At 71.3% G+C, this 14,784-nt stretch carries 12 protein-coding genes; 4 read left to right on the forward strand and 8 right to left on the reverse strand.

The genetic code is table 11. The features are described 5' to 3' along the window. Positions 1 to 98 precede the first annotated feature (98 nt). The gene (locus tag ABLG96_RS07415) at positions 99 to 1,124 is read left to right on the forward strand and encodes a helix-hairpin-helix domain-containing protein (RefSeq protein ID WP_353650728.1); all 1,026 of its coding nucleotides are present in this window, start codon (positions 99 to 101) and stop codon (positions 1,122 to 1,124) included. Continuing rightward, on the forward strand, positions 1,121 to 3,589 hold the full coding sequence (locus ABLG96_RS07420) for a ComEC/Rec2 family competence protein (RefSeq protein ID WP_353650729.1): 2,469 nt from the start codon (positions 1,121 to 1,123) through the stop codon (positions 3,587 to 3,589). Before ABLG96_RS07415 ends, ABLG96_RS07420 begins: the two co-directional genes overlap by 4 nt. 5 nt (positions 3,590 to 3,594) lie before the next feature. On the opposite strand, the gene hemL is transcribed toward ABLG96_RS07420, so the two are convergent. The 8 genes from hemL to hemE all read right to left on the reverse strand — a co-directional run bounded on the left by hemL (position 3,595) and on the right by hemE (position 12,257). After that, positions 3,595 to 4,902 (reverse strand): glutamate-1-semialdehyde 2,1-aminomutase, encoded by a 1,308-nt coding sequence (gene hemL, locus ABLG96_RS07425; protein WP_353650730.1) that lies wholly within the window; start codon positions 4,900 to 4,902, stop codon positions 3,595 to 3,597. A gap of 29 nt (positions 4,903 to 4,931) precedes the next feature. After that, positions 4,932 to 5,948, reverse strand: a complete 1,017-nt coding sequence (hemB, locus tag ABLG96_RS07430; RefSeq protein ID WP_353650731.1) for a porphobilinogen synthase — start codon at positions 5,946 to 5,948, stop codon at positions 4,932 to 4,934. Beyond that, on the reverse strand, positions 5,945 to 6,832 hold the full coding sequence (locus ABLG96_RS07435; RefSeq protein ID WP_353650732.1) for a uroporphyrinogen-III synthase: 888 nt from the start codon (positions 6,830 to 6,832) through the stop codon (positions 5,945 to 5,947). The genes hemB and ABLG96_RS07435 overlap by 4 nt, the downstream gene beginning before the upstream one ends. Next, positions 6,829 to 7,782 carry a hydroxymethylbilane synthase gene (gene hemC, locus ABLG96_RS07440; protein WP_353650733.1) on the reverse strand — a complete coding sequence of 318 codons (954 nt, stop codon included), beginning with the start codon at positions 7,780 to 7,782 and terminating at the stop codon, positions 6,829 to 6,831. Before hemC ends, ABLG96_RS07435 begins: the two co-directional genes overlap by 4 nt. Next, positions 7,779 to 8,978, reverse strand: coding sequence for a ferrochelatase (locus ABLG96_RS07445; protein ID WP_353650734.1), 1,200 nt, complete (start codon positions 8,976 to 8,978; stop codon positions 7,779 to 7,781). Before ABLG96_RS07445 ends, hemC begins: the two co-directional genes overlap by 4 nt. Further along, positions 8,975 to 9,730: a hydrogen peroxide-dependent heme synthase gene (gene hemQ, locus ABLG96_RS07450; protein WP_353650735.1), complete on the reverse strand. Its 756-nt coding sequence runs from the start codon at positions 9,728 to 9,730 to the stop codon at positions 8,975 to 8,977. Before hemQ ends, ABLG96_RS07445 begins: the two co-directional genes overlap by 4 nt. Before the next feature lie 122 nt (positions 9,731 to 9,852). Continuing rightward, complete coding sequence (locus ABLG96_RS07455; protein ID WP_353650736.1) at positions 9,853 to 11,217, reverse strand: FAD-dependent oxidoreductase; 1,365 nt, start codon at positions 11,215 to 11,217, stop codon at positions 9,853 to 9,855. After that, positions 11,214 to 12,257 carry a uroporphyrinogen decarboxylase gene (gene hemE / locus ABLG96_RS07460; protein ID WP_353651419.1) on the reverse strand — a complete coding sequence of 348 codons (1,044 nt, stop codon included), beginning with the start codon at positions 12,255 to 12,257 and terminating at the stop codon, positions 11,214 to 11,216. The genes ABLG96_RS07455 and hemE overlap by 4 nt, the downstream gene beginning before the upstream one ends. A 163-nt stretch (positions 12,258 to 12,420) precedes the next feature. Here hemE and ABLG96_RS07465 point away from each other — a divergent pair, with 163 nt between their 5' ends. After that, positions 12,421 to 13,680, forward strand: a complete 1,260-nt coding sequence (locus tag ABLG96_RS07465; protein ID WP_353651420.1) for a glutamyl-tRNA reductase — start codon at positions 12,421 to 12,423, stop codon at positions 13,678 to 13,680. 70 nt (positions 13,681 to 13,750) lie between these two features. Then, the gene (gene holA, locus ABLG96_RS07470) at positions 13,751 to 14,710 is read left to right on the forward strand and encodes a DNA polymerase III subunit delta (protein WP_353650737.1); all 960 of its coding nucleotides are present in this window, start codon (positions 13,751 to 13,753) and stop codon (positions 14,708 to 14,710) included. Positions 14,711 to 14,784 lie beyond the last annotated feature (74 nt).

Genomic DNA, 14,784 nt, shown 5'->3' on the forward strand with positions numbered 1-14,784 from the left:
GCGGCGAGGGCGCGGCCGGTTGTCCACAGACTCCGGAGCTGTCCACAGGCGTCGATCGCCCGGGGCCGGGCTGGGGTGCGACTTCCTAGCGTGGCTGCATGACTCCGGAACCTCGGCTCGCCGCGCGTGGCTGGATCCCGGATGCGCCCGACCGCGCCGACCGCCGCCCCGACCGCCGCGCGGACGACCCACGTGACGCCTCGGACGAACTTCCTGACGACCCGGACGACCTTCCTGACGACCCGGACGAACTCGTCGATGATCCGGGGGAGCAGCGCGAGCACCGCGTCGAGCATCGTCGGCCGTCGTGGTGGCGGCGGTTCGGCCGCGGCGGACGGTTCGTCGAAACCTGGGTCCCGGTGTCCCTGCGGGACGCCCGCGTCGATCCGGGGCGACGAGCTGCCCTGGTCCTGGGTCTGGTGGCCGCGCTGGCTGCGGTCGCAGCGGCCGTCGGGGTGTGGCGCGACCGACCGGAACCCCGTCCGGTGCAATCGATCTCGCAGCCGGCGGCGGATGGAGACCACACGTCGGGCGGTCCGTCACGTATCGACGTGCCGAGGTCAGGACCGCGCTCCGGGGATGGCGGGCCAACCGGGTCGCCCGGTCCGTCCGCTGGTTCGCCCGCGTCCGCGTCCGCGAAGGGAGAGGCCATGTCGGCCGTGCCGGCCGTGCCGGCCGTGCTGGCCGTCTCGGTCACCGGAGCGGTGCAGCACCCGGGCCTGGTCAGGGTGCGCGCCGGTAGCCGGGTCGCCGATGCGATCGCCGCGGCGGGTGGGATCACCGCGGAGGCCGACATCACCGGCCTCAACGTGGCGACGGTGCTCGCCGACGGCGACTCCGTCGTGGTCGGCACCGCGGGTACGCCGCCGGGATCGGGAAGCGTCGGTGGAGCGGGGCCGCCGGCCGGTTCGACCGCTGCGGGAGTGAGCGGACCGCTGGACCTCAACAGCGCCGACGACGCTGCGCTGCAGGAACTTCCGGGGGTGGGTCCGGTGATGGCCGGCAACATCATCGCCTGGCGGGATGCGAACGGGCCGTTCACCTCCGTCGACCAGCTGCAGGAGATCACCGGGATCGGACCGGCCCGCTACGCCCAGCTGGCCCCACTCGTGGTCGTCGGATGAACCCGTCGGCGGCTTCGGTGCCTGCCGCTGCTGTTCCTGCTCCGGCTTCGGCGCCGGCTCCGACAGCGCCGACCGGCACGCCGGCCCGGCGGCGGCGGCGGTGGGTGGAGGACGACCCACCCCCGGTGCAGGACCTGCGGGTGGTGCCGCTCGCGCTGGGGCTGTGGATCGGCACTGCGGCGACGCTGTTGCTCCCGGCATCGGGTGGTGCTGGGGCTGCGCTGGTCGTCGTCGGTTCGGCCAGTGCTGTGCTCGGCCTGGCGGTCGTGCGCCGCTGGCGGGGCTGGGCGGTGCTCGGCGTGGCATTGGCGGCCGGGATCGCGATCGGATCGTCGGCCGTCCAGCTGGCGCAGCAGGATCCGGCGTTCCGAGCTGCTGAGCAGCACCGGTACGCGGTGCTGCAGGTCGAGATCGCGGCAGCTCCGGTGGCGTTGCCGGGGTTCGCCGCGGAGGACGGGACAGTGACTGCGCCGCAACAGTATCGGGTGCGCACAGCGGCGCAGCAGCTCACCCTCGACGGCACGGTCGTGGCCTCAGCGGCCCAGGTGTCGATGATCGGAGTCGGACCCGCCGTCGCTGAGCTCGTTCCCGGCAGCCTGGTCCGGGTGGCCGGGACCCTGGCCGTCGACGCCTTCCCGGCGGTCCCCGGCGTGTCGATCCGGTTGCGCAGCGCACCCGTACAGCTGGCTCCAGCGCCTGCGGTGGACGTCGCCGCTGCCCGCCTCCGTGCCGGGCTGCGGGCGCAGGGGGAACGCCTCGGTGGGGATGCCGGCGCGCTGCTGCCCGGCCTGGTGGTGGGGGACACCGCGGCGATCGACGACCGGCTGACGGCGGATGCGAAAGCGGCCGGACTGACCCACCTGCTCGCGGTGTCCGGGTCCCACTTCGCTCTGGTTTGCGGCTTCGTGGTGCTGCTGACCAGACGCCTCGGTCCACGCATCGCCGCCGGCTGCGCGGCCACCGTACTGCTCGGTCTGGTGGTGCTGGTCGGACCGCAGCCGTCGGTCCTCCGGGCCGCGGTGATGGGGGCTGTGACCATCGTCGCGATGCTCGTCGGGCGAACCCGGTCGGCGATCCCGGCGCTGGCGAGCGCCGTGGTGGTGCTGCTGATCGCCGATCCCGCGCTGGCCGTCTCGGCCGGCTTCGGCCTGTCGGTGGTGGCCACCGCCGGGCTGGTGCTGTTGGTGCCGCCGTGGACGGCGGCGTTGGTGGCGCGCGGCTGGTCCCGTGGCTGGGCGGTGCTGGTGGCTGTCCCGGTCGCGGCGTCGATCGTCACTGCGCCGATCATCGTGCTGCTGTCCGGCGCGATCTCGGTCGTGTCGATCCCGGCAAACCTGATGGCTGCGCCGCTGGTCGCTCCCGCACTGGTGTTCGGCCTGCTGTCGGCCCTCTGCGGGCCGTGGTGGCCGGCGGGCGCAGAGGTCTGCGCTGATGCGGCCGCACCGTTCCTGTCCGGGATCGCCGGGCTCGCCCACGGGTGGGCGGCGCTTCCGCAGGCAACTCTCGGGTGGCCACCGGGGGTGCTGTGGGCCGTGGCGCTCGCCGGCGGGACGCTGGCCGTCGGACTGGTGTTGCGGTTCCCCGGGCCGCGGGCGATCATCTTCGCTGCCGGCTGCGGCGCTGGGGTCGTGCTGGTCCCGGTGCAGGTGCTGCCGCCGCTGGGATGGCCGCCACCCGGCTGGCTGATGGTCGGCTGCGAGGTCGGCCAGGGCGATGCTTTCGTGATGTCCACCGATGTCGCCGACACCGCCGTGGTGTTCGACGCCGGGCCCGAACCGGCCCCGGTCGCCGGCTGTCTGCGTGACCTGCGGATCGGCACCGTCATCCTGCTGATCATCACCCACCTGCATGCCGATCATGTGGGCGGGATCGCCGGCGTGCTGGACGATCGGTCGGTCGGCACCATCCTCGTCGGCCCCGATCGCACCGAACCCGCGTGGAGCGCACTGCTCGCGGTGGCGGCGCGGCGGGGCATCCCGGTGATCGCGGCGGGACCCGGGAACCGTTTCAGCGCAGGCGATCTCGAGCTGACGGCGCTCGGACCCAGCGGTGGTTTCGCGGGGACCACGTCCGACGAGAACAACGACTCACTGGTGTTCAGGGCGCAGCGCAACGGTGTGAGCATGCTGGCCACCGGTGACATCGAACCGGAAGCGCAGCGGGCGTTGCTGGCGGCCGGAGTCGATCTGGACGTCGATGTGCTCAAGGTCCCGCACCACGGTTCGGCGAAGGACCTGCCGCAGTTCCTCGCCGCGGTCTCTCCGCAGGTCGCGATGATCGGGGTCGGACGCGACAACGACTACGGCCACCCGGCGCCGAGCCTGTTGGCGGCTCTCACCGAAGTGGGTACCGGCAGCGTGCTGCGCACCGACCAGGATGGCGACATCGCCGTGCTGCTGGATGCCGGCACGCTGTCGGCGGTGCGCAGGGGATCGCTCGCGGCCCGAGAACCGAGCCGGAGGTGACCGGTTCAGCCAGCAGCGGCAGCCGCCGCACGCGCCGCCGCCGGAAGGGCCGCCTCGATGACCTCGAGCGCGGCGACATCGTGCGCCGCCGAGACGAACCATGCCTCGTACGCCGACGGCGGCAGGTAGACCCCGGCATCGAGCATCGCGTGGAAGAAGGCCGCAAAGGCGGCCGTGTCCTGGGTTCGCGCCAGGTCGTAGTCGGTCACCTCGACCTCGGTGAAGAATATCGAGAAGAGGGTGCCGGCCCGCTGGACCCGGTGCGGCACCCCGGCTCTCGACAGGGCGGCCGAGGCCAGATCGCTGACGGTGCGAGCCGTCTCATCGAGCCGCGCATAGACCGTCTCGGTGCACCCGCGCAGGGTGGCGAGACCAGCGGCGGTGGCGACCGGATTCCCGGACAAGGTGCCTGCTTGGTAGACCGGGCCATCAGGTGCCAGCAGCGCCATGACGTCGGCGCGACCGCCGAACGCGCCGACCGGCAGGCCGCCGCCGATCACCTTGCCGAACGTCATCAGGTCGGGCTGCCATCCTTCGACCGCGCCGTCGAGACCGAACATGCCGGTGCGGGAGGCACGGAATCCGGTCATCACCTCGTCGGTGATCAGCAACGCACCGCCTGAGTGGGCGATCTCCGCGAGCGCCCGGTTGAAGCCCGGCAGCGGAGGGACGACACCCATGTTGGCGGCAGCGGCCTCGGTGATGATCGCCGCGATCCGGCCGGGGTTCTCCGCGAACGCGCTACGCACCGCCGCGATGTCGTTGTAGGGCAACACGATCACCTCGGCGGTGGTCGCCGCCGTCACCCCTGCCGAATCAGGGAGCGCAAAGGTGGCCACTCCCGAGCCGGCCGAGGCCAGCAGCGCATCGACGTGGCCGTGGTAGCACCCGGCGAACTTGACGATCTTGTCGCGGCCGGTGAAACCGCGGGCCAGCCTGATGGCCGACATGGTCGCCTCGGTCCCGGACGACACCAGGCGCAGCTGCTCGACGGGGTCGATCCTGGCCACGATCTCCTCGGCCAGTGCCACTTCGCCGGCGCCGGGGGTACCGAAGGACAGCCCGCGATCGGCGGCCTCGTGTACGGCCGCAATCACATCGGGGTGCCCATGACCCAGGATCATCGGTCCCCACGAGCCGACCAGGTCGACATAGGAGTTGCCGTCGGCGTCGACGATCCTGGCGCCGGAGCCGGATGACATGAAGCGGGGAGTGCCGCCGACCGAACGGAATGCGCGGACGGGGGAGTTGACGCCGCCCGGGGTCACCACGGAGGCGCGCTCGAAGAGCGCCGCCGAAGCGGACGTGGTCATCGGTCTGCGGGGCGTGCTGGGTAGGGACATCAGTGGCTCGTTCCAGGCAGCAGTCGGGTGGCCAGCTCGGTGGCCCAGTAGGTCAGGATGATCTGCGCGCCGGCCCGTTTGATCGAGGTCACCGTCTCGACGATCGCCCGGTCACGGTCGATCCAGCCGTGCGCGCCGGCGGCCTCGATCATCGAGTACTCGCCGGACACCTGGTAGGCGGCGACCGGGACGTCCGCGACGGCGGCCGCATCGGCGACGATGTCCAGGTAGCTCATCGCCGGCTTGACCATGATCAGGTCGGCGCCCTCCGCGATGTCGAGCGCTATCTCGCGCATCGCCTCCGTGCGGTTGGCCGGATTCTGTTGGTACGTCCGGCGATCGCCCTGCAGCGCTGAGTCGACGGCCTCGCGGAACGGACCGTAGAAGCTGGAGGCGTACTTGGCCGCATAGGCGAAGATGCCGGTGTCGACGTCGCCGGAATCGTCCAGCGCCGCGCGGACGGCGCCGACCTGGCCGTCCATCATCCCGGAGGTGCCGAGCAGGTCGGCGCCGGCGGCCGCCTGGGCGAGCGCCATCTGCTGATACCGCAGCAGCGTCGCGTCGTTGTCGACGGTGCCGTCGGTGGTGAGCACACCGCAATGACCGTGGTCGGTGAACTCGTCGAGGCACAGATCGGCCATCAGCACGGTGCCGGCGCCGAGATCGGCGCGCAGCACGGCCAGCGTCCGGTTGAGGATGCCGTCCGGATCGTCGGCGGCGGAACCCCTCGCATCGCGGACGGCGGGGATGCCGAACAGCATCAGCCCACCGACGCCGGCTTCGACCGCCGCTGCCGCAGCCCGCCGCACGGAGTCCAGGGTGTGCTGGTCGACCCCCGGCATCGAGGTGAGCGGCGACGGGGCGTCCAGACTCTCCTTCACGAACAGCGGAAGTACGAGATCACTTGCGGTGACGCGGTTCTCGGCCACCAGACGCCGCAGCGCCGGCGTCCGGCGCAGCCGTCGGGGACGCAGCGCGCCCGCGGTGACGACAGGTCCCGTGGTGTGTTCGGTCATGGTTCCTCACGTTCTTCGGGCAGCCACTCCACCCGTGTCGGACCGGACTCGTCCGTGGGGGGCTGCACATGGATGACCAGCGCGTTGATCACGCCGAGATCGTTCGGGGAGGGGGTGACGATGATCTTCTGGAAGCCGGCGTCGACGAGAGCGGTCGCCGTCGACCGTCCGATCGCGATCATCAGGGTGCTGGGAGCCGGCTCCGCGGCGGCGATCACCGGGACCGCGCTGGTGGACGTCACCAGCACCGCCTCGTAGTTGCCGGCCCTGAGGTCATCGGTGATCGACGGGGGAATCAGCCGCGGGGTGGTGAGGTAGGCATCGGCGGTCTCCACGTCGTACCCCTTGGCACGCAGACCGTTCGGCAGCACATCATCGGCCAGGGCCGAGCGGGGCACAAGCACCAGTTGACGTCCACCGGCCGTCGGGAAGATGTCGACGAGTTCGCGGGCCGAGCCGCCGCTGGGCGGCATCAGATCCACCGGGATCTTCTTCGACCGCAGGTGATCTGCGGTGACCGGGCCGACGGCGGCGACCTTGACCGACGCCGACACCGGTTGCGAAAGGCGCAGGCGCCGGGCTCGCGAGATCACTGCGTCGACCGCGTTCACCGAGCTGAACACCACCCACTCGGCGTTGCCCTCCGACAGCGCCAGCACCAACGAATCCATCTCGGCGGAGTCGTCCACCGGACCGACCTCGATGAACTGGATCGCCTGCGCGGTCGCGCCCATCTCATCGAGCAGCGAGATCAACGCCTTGGCGCGGCCATGCGGCCGGCCGAGCAGGATGCGCCAGCCGGCCAGGACTCCGGGCCCGCGCGCTGCCCGCGCTTGCTCGCGACGCTCCCGCATCGCACGCAGCCCTTCCTCCCTGCTGATCACCGACTGCTCCCGGCGCTCGAGCCCAGTCCGTCGACCAGCCGGCCCGCACCGCGGACCAGCAGGTCGCGTGCGGCAGCGGTCCCGATCGCCTCGGCGGTGCGGTCGTCATCCGCCGGACCTGTTGCCTGCACGGTGATCTCGCCGGTGCCGTCAGGGGTGGTGATCCGCGCGACGAGGGTGAGAATTCCGGTCTCGGGGTCGAGCAGGCCCAGCGCGGAGACCGGCGCGGAGCAGCCCGCTTCCAGCTCGCGCAGCACCGCCCGTTCGGCCAGCGCAGTCCGGCGGGCGGCCGGATCGTCCAGCGTGCCGAGCGCGGAGGCCAGCGCGTCGTCGACGTCTGCCCGGCACTCCACCGACAGGGCCCCCTGGGCGGGAGCCGGCAGGAACTGCGGCGCGGTCAGCTGCTGGGTGATCGACGCTTCCTTGCCCAGACGCCTGAGCCCGGCGGTCGCCAGCAGGACGGCATCCAGATCATCCGGCGCGACCCGCGCCAGGCGGGTGTCGACGTTGCCGCGGATCGGCACCACAGAGATGTCCGGCCGCAGTCGGAGCAGCTGCCCTGCCCGACGCGGCGAACCGGTACCCACCCGGGCACCGACGCGCAGCTGATCCAGCTCGATCCCGTGGGAGCACAGGGCGTCCGAGGTGTTCTCGCGCCGTGGGACGGCGCCCAGACGCAGACCTGGCGCGGGATCAACCGGCAGATCCTTGAAGGAGTGCACGACGAGGTCGACCCGGTCGGCGACGAGCGCGTCGCGGACCGCGGCCACGAAGACCCCGGTTCCGCCGATCGTCGCCAGCGGGGCACGGTTCACGTCACCCTCGGTGCGGATGGGCACCAGGGTGTACTCACACTGTGCTGCCGCTGCAACGGCGGTCGCCACCGCGTTCGACTGCGCCAGGGCGAGCGCGCTCCCCCTGGTACCGACCCGCAGCACGCGGGGCGTCACGATCTCGGGCCACCTACGGTGGCCGTCGAGGCGCTCTCGCGAGCCGCGGCCCAGTCGTCGGCGGAGTCCTGGGCGCCGGTGGTGGGTCGCACGCCACGGGCGTTCACGCAGCATCCCGGAGCGCAGAAGTTGGGTCGGGTCGGTACCGACAGCACCGACTCCCGGGGCAGCCCGCGCCCCAGGCGCTCGGCGACCAGGTCGATCAGTCCGGTGACGAAACGTGGATCGACACCCGGTGTCGGAATCCGCCAGAACGCCAGATCCAGATTCGCGGCGGTCTGGGCGGCCTCGGTGTCGAGATCCCAGATCACCTCCATGTGGTCGGAGACGAACCCGATGGGAACGCAGACGATGGCTCGTCGACCATCCGCTGCGAGGCCCTTCAGGACGTCGTTGATGTCGGGCTCCAGCCACGGTGCCGACGGAGCGCCCGACCGTGACTGGTAGGCGAGCTGCCAGCGGATGCCCTGCAGGAAGGCGGAATCCGCCACGACCCGGTCGATCACGTACTGCCCGGCGGCCAGGTGCTGGGTGACGTAGGCGCCACCGCGCCGGTGATCGCCCAGTGTCGCGGAACCGGAGGTGTCGGCCATCGGATCGGGGATCGAGTGGGTGCTGAACACCACCTCGATCTCGTCGGGGGTGAACCCGGCGTCGATGGCCTGCCGCACCGCTTTCGCGGTGGCGTCGACGAAGGGGTCCAGGAATCCCGGCTGGTCGAAGTAGGGCTGGATCTTGTCGATGGTGACTGTGCCGACGGAGTCGGTGTCGATGAGGGCCTGGGCGAAGTTCTCCCGGTACTGCCGACACGAGGAGTACGAGGAATAGGCGGAGGTCGCGATCGCCAGCAGCCGGACCCGTCCCTGCTGCTTCGCCTCGGTCACCGCGTCGGCCAGGTACGGATCCCAATTGCGGTTGCCCCAGAAGACCGGCAGCGCAATGGATCGGTCGGCCAGTTCAGCGCGCAGCGCGTCGAGCAGCACCCGGTTCTGGTCGTTGATCGGTGAGATGCCGCCCATCGCCCGGTAGTGGGTGGCCACCTCCTCGAGCCGCTCATCAGGGATGCCGCGACCGCGGGTGACGTTGCGCAGGAACGGCAGCACGTCGTCCTGGCCTTCTGGTCCGCCGAACCCGGCGAGCAGGATGGCGTCGTACCCGGGCTCCGGGGCGGTGGCGGCGGATGGGGAGGCGGTCACAACAGCACCTCGTGGATCTCGTCGATCTCGATCCGGCGGCCGGTGAAGAACGGGACCTCTTCGCGGACGTGCCGCCGCGTCTCGGAGCTTCGCAGATGCCGCATCAGGTCGACGATGTCGTGCAGGTCGGCAGACTCGAGTGCCAACAACCATTCGTAGTCGCCCAGCGAGAACGCTGCGGTGGTGTTGGCGAGCACCTGGTCGTACTCCCGTCCGAGCATTCCGTGCTCGCGGAGCAGGTCGCGACGCTCCGCGTCGGGCAGCAGGTACCACTCGTAGCTGCGGACGAAGGGGTAGACGCTCAACCACCGCTGGGCGGGCAGGCCGGCCAGGAAGGCCGGGATGTGCGACCTGTTGAACTCGGCGGTGCGGTGCACGCCCATGGCGGACCAGGTGCCTTCGAGCGCCCGGCCGAGGGCGGTCCGCCGGAACCGTCGCGCAGCCGCCTGGAGCACCTCGGCCGACGGTGCGTGCCACCAGATCATCAGGTCGGCATCGGTGCGCAGGCCGGAGACGTCGTAGAACCCGCGGATGACGACACCCTGATCGGTCAGCTGACCGATCAGCTCGTCCAACTCGGCGGTGCAGTCTGCCGCGTTCGCCCCGGGCTGTTCGGCGCGCGAATAGACCGAGTACAGGGTGTAGGTGATCGAATCGCCCGTAGCAGTTCCGGCGCCGGTTGGTTCATCCGTGCCGGCGGCGATGTCGTGGTGCGGGTGATCGTGCTGGGGTACCGACTGCTCACTGCTCATGTTTCCATCCTCACCCATGTCGGGACTCCTGCGTGACTGCGGGCCTGTGTCGTTCGTTGCACCGACACCCTGTCGGCAGTGTCGTCGCGTGTCGATCGCGTCGCGGGTCACGACCTGGGGATTCAGCTCGGAGCGCACGGTGCCCTCAACTGGGTCCGGGCGTCGGCGACGATGGAGGACAACCCGTTGCCGGCCACCGCCCCGCCGATCAGCACCAGCCCCGGCGGGAGCGCCGCACGCAGCGCCCGTACCTCGGCGAGGTGACCGGGGCGGGCCTGGGGAAGCGCCGACGGCCACCGGACGACGGCAGAATCGATCAGGTCCTGCGGCCGCAGGTCGATGTCCAACAGCGCGGAGGCATCGGCGAGCACCGTCGCGGGGTCGGGAGTGGCGATGCTGCCGCCCCGGCCGTAGGACAGCCGCAGGACGTGCCGTCCACTGGGCAGCCGGTCGGCCAACCACGGCCATTTCACGCTGGCATGGGTGAGGGCCTTGGCGCTGATCTGCGTCACCCGTCGGGAGACCAGGACTCCCGTACCGCGCGGTGCCGCGTCCAGCCGCGGATCGTCCAGCACCAACGTCACCAGGGTCACCGGGGTGGTCATGGAGATCGTCGGGACTGCCGGGCCGAGCACGTCCGGATCCAGCAGATCTGCCGCAGCGCAGGCGATCACGACCAGATCGGCGTCCAGCGAGCGTTGCCCGTCGGTGTCGGCCAGCACCACCCGCTGGCCGGACGGTGTGGTCCGGACGCCGAGAACGTGCGCGTTGCAACGGATCTCACCACCGTGACGGATGATCCGTTCCGCCAGCACTCGCGGCAGCTCCGCCATCCCGCCGTCGATCCCGGCCACCGCCGAGCCGGGGGCCGCAGCACCCCGCAACGTCCGGACGGCAGCGGCGAGCGAGCCGGTGGTGGTGACGGCACTGCTCAGACCCGGTGCCACGGCATCGATCTCGAGCAGCCACGGATCCGCGGCGTGCACCCCACCCACCACCGGATCGACGAGTCGCCGCAGCACCTGACGACCCATCCGAGCCTCCACCAGGGCGCCCAGAGAATCCGGCAGCGCACCGACCGGGCGGGCATCCAGGGCTGCTGCCTGCGCTGCGGCCTCGACACCGATCGCGGCGACCACATCGTCGGCGAGCGGGTCGGCGGGGATGCCCAACAACGCGCCGGCCGGCAGCGCGGCGCTCCCGCCCTCGTGACGGACCCAGGCGGCCATCGGGGCCGGTGGCACGATGGCGTCCGCCATCCCCAGGTCGACCAGCAGGTCGGTGACGGCCGGACGGCCGGTGGCGAAGGACTCGGCGCCGGCGTCGAGTTCGATCCCGGCGAGGATGTGTCGGGCGACCGGACCCCCGACCGCCTGCGACCGCTCCAGCAACAGGGGGCGGCGGCCGGCCATGGCGAGTTCCCAGGCGGCCACCAGACCGGCGATCCCACCGCCGATCACCACAGGGCGGGTGGCGACGACCGTCACGCTGCCGGATCCGGCAGCGAATGCACCAGCTCGACCAGCCGGGTCAGCACCTCGGGGTCGGTCGACGGTGGAACGCCGTGACCGAGGTTGACGACGTGCCCCGGCGCGGATGCTCCGGCATCCAGCACCTGGCGGACGTGCCGGGCACGGGTGTCGGGATCGGTGAACAGCGCCGCCGGATCGATGTTGCCCTGCAGCGGAGTGCTGCCGCCGAGCCTGCGCGAGGCCTCGTCCAGCGGGAGCCGGTGGTCGACTCCGATGACGTCGGCCCCGGCCTCGCGCATCGCGATCAGCAACTCCGAGGTGCCGACCCCGAAGTGCACCTTCGGCTGCGGGAGGTCGGACACCAGATCGAGGACCTGCGCCGACGGGCCCTGCGCGCCGGCGCGGTACTGCTGCTCCGACAGATGCCCGGCCCAGGAGTCGAACAGCTGCAGTGCGGAGGCCCCGGCGATCGCCTGCGCCCGGAGGAATGCCCCGGTCACCGAGGCCACCCAGTCGGTGAGCAGCGTCCACGTCTCCGGGTCGCCCAGCATCATCGCCTTGGTGATCAGGTGCTCCTTGCTCGGACCGCCCTCCACCAGGTACGACGCGACGGTGAACGGAGCTCCGGCAAACCCGACGAGCGGCGTGGATCCCAGCACGGCGACGCACCGGGCGACGGCCTCGCTGATCGGGGTCAGTGCCGCGGGATCCAGCGTCGGCAGCGCCTCGATCTGGGCGCGGCTGCGCAGCGGCTCGGCCACCACCGGGCCGGTGCCCGGGACGATCTCGACGTCGATGCCTGCCAGTTTCAGCGGGACGACGATGTCGGAGAAGAACACGGCGGCGTCGACACCGTGTCGACGGACCGGCTGCAGTGTGATCTCGGACGCCATCTCCGGGTCCAGACAGGCGTCGAGCATGGCCGTACCGGCCCGCAGCGAGCGGTATTCGGGAAGGGACCTGCCTGCCTGCCGCATGAACCACACGGCCCGCTCACGGGTTCGCTCCCCCCGGAAGGCCCTGACCAGGGACGACCCGGCGGTTCGACCGTCCATCAGGGGGTGGTCGGCGGGGAGTCCGGGGGCGGCAGGGACACCTGCGGACGGGGCGGCCGGTACCGGGTCGCCGATCAGGGGTCGGACTGCCGAAGTGCTCACCGACCCATCGTGCCACCGCGCGAGGCCGACCTTCGACAAGCGGTAGAATTCGCGGGTGCTCATGGTTCTCGGCGCCGGTCACCACGAGGTGGACCTGGCTCAGCTGGAGATGTTCAGCGACTCCGCGGCGCAGTTGCGTGCCGGACTCGCCGGTGCTGTGCGCGGCCCCGAACCGGTCGTACAGGGTGTCGTGGTCCTGTCGACGTGCAACCGGCTCGAGATCTACCTCGACGCCGTCCGGTTCCACGATGCCGTCGAGCTGGTGACCGACCTGCTCGCCGAGGCCACCGGATGGCCGGCGGACCTCGCCGAGTCGACGCTCCGGGTCCGGGTCGGCAGCCCGGTGGGGGCGCATCTCTTCGGGGTGGCCGCCGGTCTCGACGCCATGGTCGTCGGCGAGGCGGAGATCTCCGGCCAGGTCTCGCGCGCCTATCGCGAGGCGGACCGGGCAGGGACGGTCAGCCCGGCGCTGCACAGTCTGTTCCGGTCTGCCGCGAGAACAGCCAAGGCCGTCGCCACCAACACCTCACTCGGTGCCGAAGGGCGGTCCGTCGCGTCCGTCGCGCTGCAGATCGCCGCGCAGGACGCCGGGCCCGAGGGGCTGGCGGGCCGATCGGCCCTGATCGTCGGGACCGGAGCACTGGCCAGGGTGGTCGCGACCGCACTGCAGGAGCAGGGCTGCGTCGAACTCTCGGTGTTCTCGCCCAGCGGGCGGGCCGAGGCGTTCGCCCGGACCCATCGGGCGCGGCCGCTGGACACCGACGAACTCGTCGCGGCCCTGGCAACGGTCGATCTCGTGGTGGCTGCCTCGGGGACCAGCGCCTCCACCGGCAGCCTGGTCCACCCCAGAGTCGTCGAGACGCTGGCCGGTCGTACCGACGTCGTCCCTGTCGTCGATCTGGCCCTGCAGCGGGACGTATCCGCAGTCGTGCGGGACCTGAAGACGGTGCGGGTGATCGACCTGCACTCGGTGGCGGATGCGGCCGGCCCTGCCCACGGGACGGAGCTCCGCACAGCCCAGGAGATCGTGCTGGCGGCCGCCGCCCGGTTCGATGACGAGCTCACCGAACGTACCCTCGACCCCGCCGTCGTCGCGTTGCGCAGCCACGTCTACGCCGCCGTCGACAGCGAAGTGAAACGCTTGCGGCGCAAGTACTCCAGTGATGTCGCAGACGACATGGAGCGGGCGATGCTGCGCGTCACCAACGCACTGCTGCACACCCCGACGGTCCGCGCCAAGGAACTGGCCAAGGATGGTTCCGGCGAGGACTACGTGAAGGCGCTGCACACCCTGTTCGGAATCGAGTTGGGCGGGCACTGAGTCCGGTCCGGGGGCTGGGTCCGTCGGCGCAGGGGAGCGGACCGTCGGTGCTGCCTGGCACGATGGGCGGATGCCCGACCCGACTGTCCCGCCGTTCGTCCTGATCTCCGGGGACGAGGCACTGCTCGTCGATCGCGCTGTCTCCCGCACGCTGACCGCGCTGCGCAAGCAGAATCCCGACGTCGAGCGACGTGAGGCGTCGGCAGCCGGGCTGACGACTGCCGACTTCGCCGACATGGTCGCGCCCAGCCTCTTCGCCGAGCCCCGTGCGGTGGTGGTCCGCGGCGCGCACGAAGCCGTCAAGGATCTCGTCACGGAGCTCATCGGCTACCTGCGCGACCCGGTGGAGGGGGTGACCCTGGTCGTGCAGCACGGCGGGGGAGCGCGCAACAAGAACCTGGTCGATGCCTTGCGAGCAGCGAAGGCCGCGGTGTTCGAGTGCGAGAAGGTCAAACCGGGAGATCGGGTCGGATTCGTGCGGCGCGAGATCAAATCGGCCGGGGGCACCACCACCGCCGAGGCCGCCGCCGCCCTGGTGGAGGCGGTCGGCGCCGATCTGCGCGAGTTGGCCTCGGCGGCCAACCAGTTGGTGGCGGACACCGGTGGGCTGGTCGACGAGTCTGCGGTGGCCCGCTACTACCGGGGGAAGGCCGAGGTGAGCGGTTTCGCGATCGCCGACCGGACGATCGCCGGTGAGCTGCCGGAGGCGCTGGAATCGTTGCGCTGGGCGTTCATCACCGGAGTCCCAGCAGTGCTGATCGCAGACGCGCTGGCCGACGGCATCCGCACTTTGGCAAAGGTCGCCGGGGCTCGCGGCAGCAGCTACACGCTGGCCGGCGAACTGGGCATGCCGCCGTGGAAGATCGAGAAGGCCCAGCGTGCCGTGCGTGGCTGGAGCGCGCCGGGGATGGTGAAGGCGGTCGCCGCGGTGTCCGCACTGAACGCTGACGTCAAGGGCGTGGCAGTCGACGTGGAGTACGCACTGGAACGCGCCGTCACGCAGCTGGTCGAGGCACGGGCGATGCGCTGATCGGTCCGGAGGGTTGACACCCGGGCCGACCCCGGGAACGCCGAAAGGCGGTACCACCGGTGAGGGTGATACCG

The organism is Nakamurella sp. A5-74 (genome assembly GCF_040438885.1).
Classification (GTDB): Bacteria; Actinomycetota; Actinomycetes; order Mycobacteriales; family Nakamurellaceae; genus Nakamurella.

What these genes read in the sequence shown, in the direction of transcription:
- ABLG96_RS07415 (WP_353650728.1), top strand. Translation starts at nt 99, where the DNA reads ATGACTCCGGAACCTCGGCTCGCCGCGCGTGGCTGGATCCCGGATGCG.
- ABLG96_RS07420 (WP_353650729.1), top strand. Translation starts at nt 1,121, where the DNA reads ATGAACCCGTCGGCGGCTTCGGTGCCTGCCGCTGCTGTTCCTGCTCCG.
- hemL (WP_353650730.1), bottom strand. Translation starts at nt 4,902, where the DNA reads ATGACCACGTCCGCTTCGGCGGCGCTCTTCGAGCGCGCCTCCGTGGTG.
- hemB (WP_353650731.1), bottom strand. Translation starts at nt 5,948, where the DNA reads ATGACCGAACACACCACGGGACCTGTCGTCACCGCGGGCGCGCTGCGT.
- hemQ (WP_353650735.1), bottom strand. Translation starts at nt 9,730, where the DNA reads ATGAGCAGTGAGCAGTCGGTACCCCAGCACGATCACCCGCACCACGAC.
- hemE (WP_353651419.1), bottom strand. Translation starts at nt 12,257, where the DNA reads ATGGACGGTCGAACCGCCGGGTCGTCCCTGGTCAGGGCCTTCCGGGGG.
- ABLG96_RS07465 (WP_353651420.1), top strand. Translation starts at nt 12,421, where the DNA reads ATGGTTCTCGGCGCCGGTCACCACGAGGTGGACCTGGCTCAGCTGGAG.
- holA (WP_353650737.1), top strand. Translation starts at nt 13,751, where the DNA reads ATGCCCGACCCGACTGTCCCGCCGTTCGTCCTGATCTCCGGGGACGAG.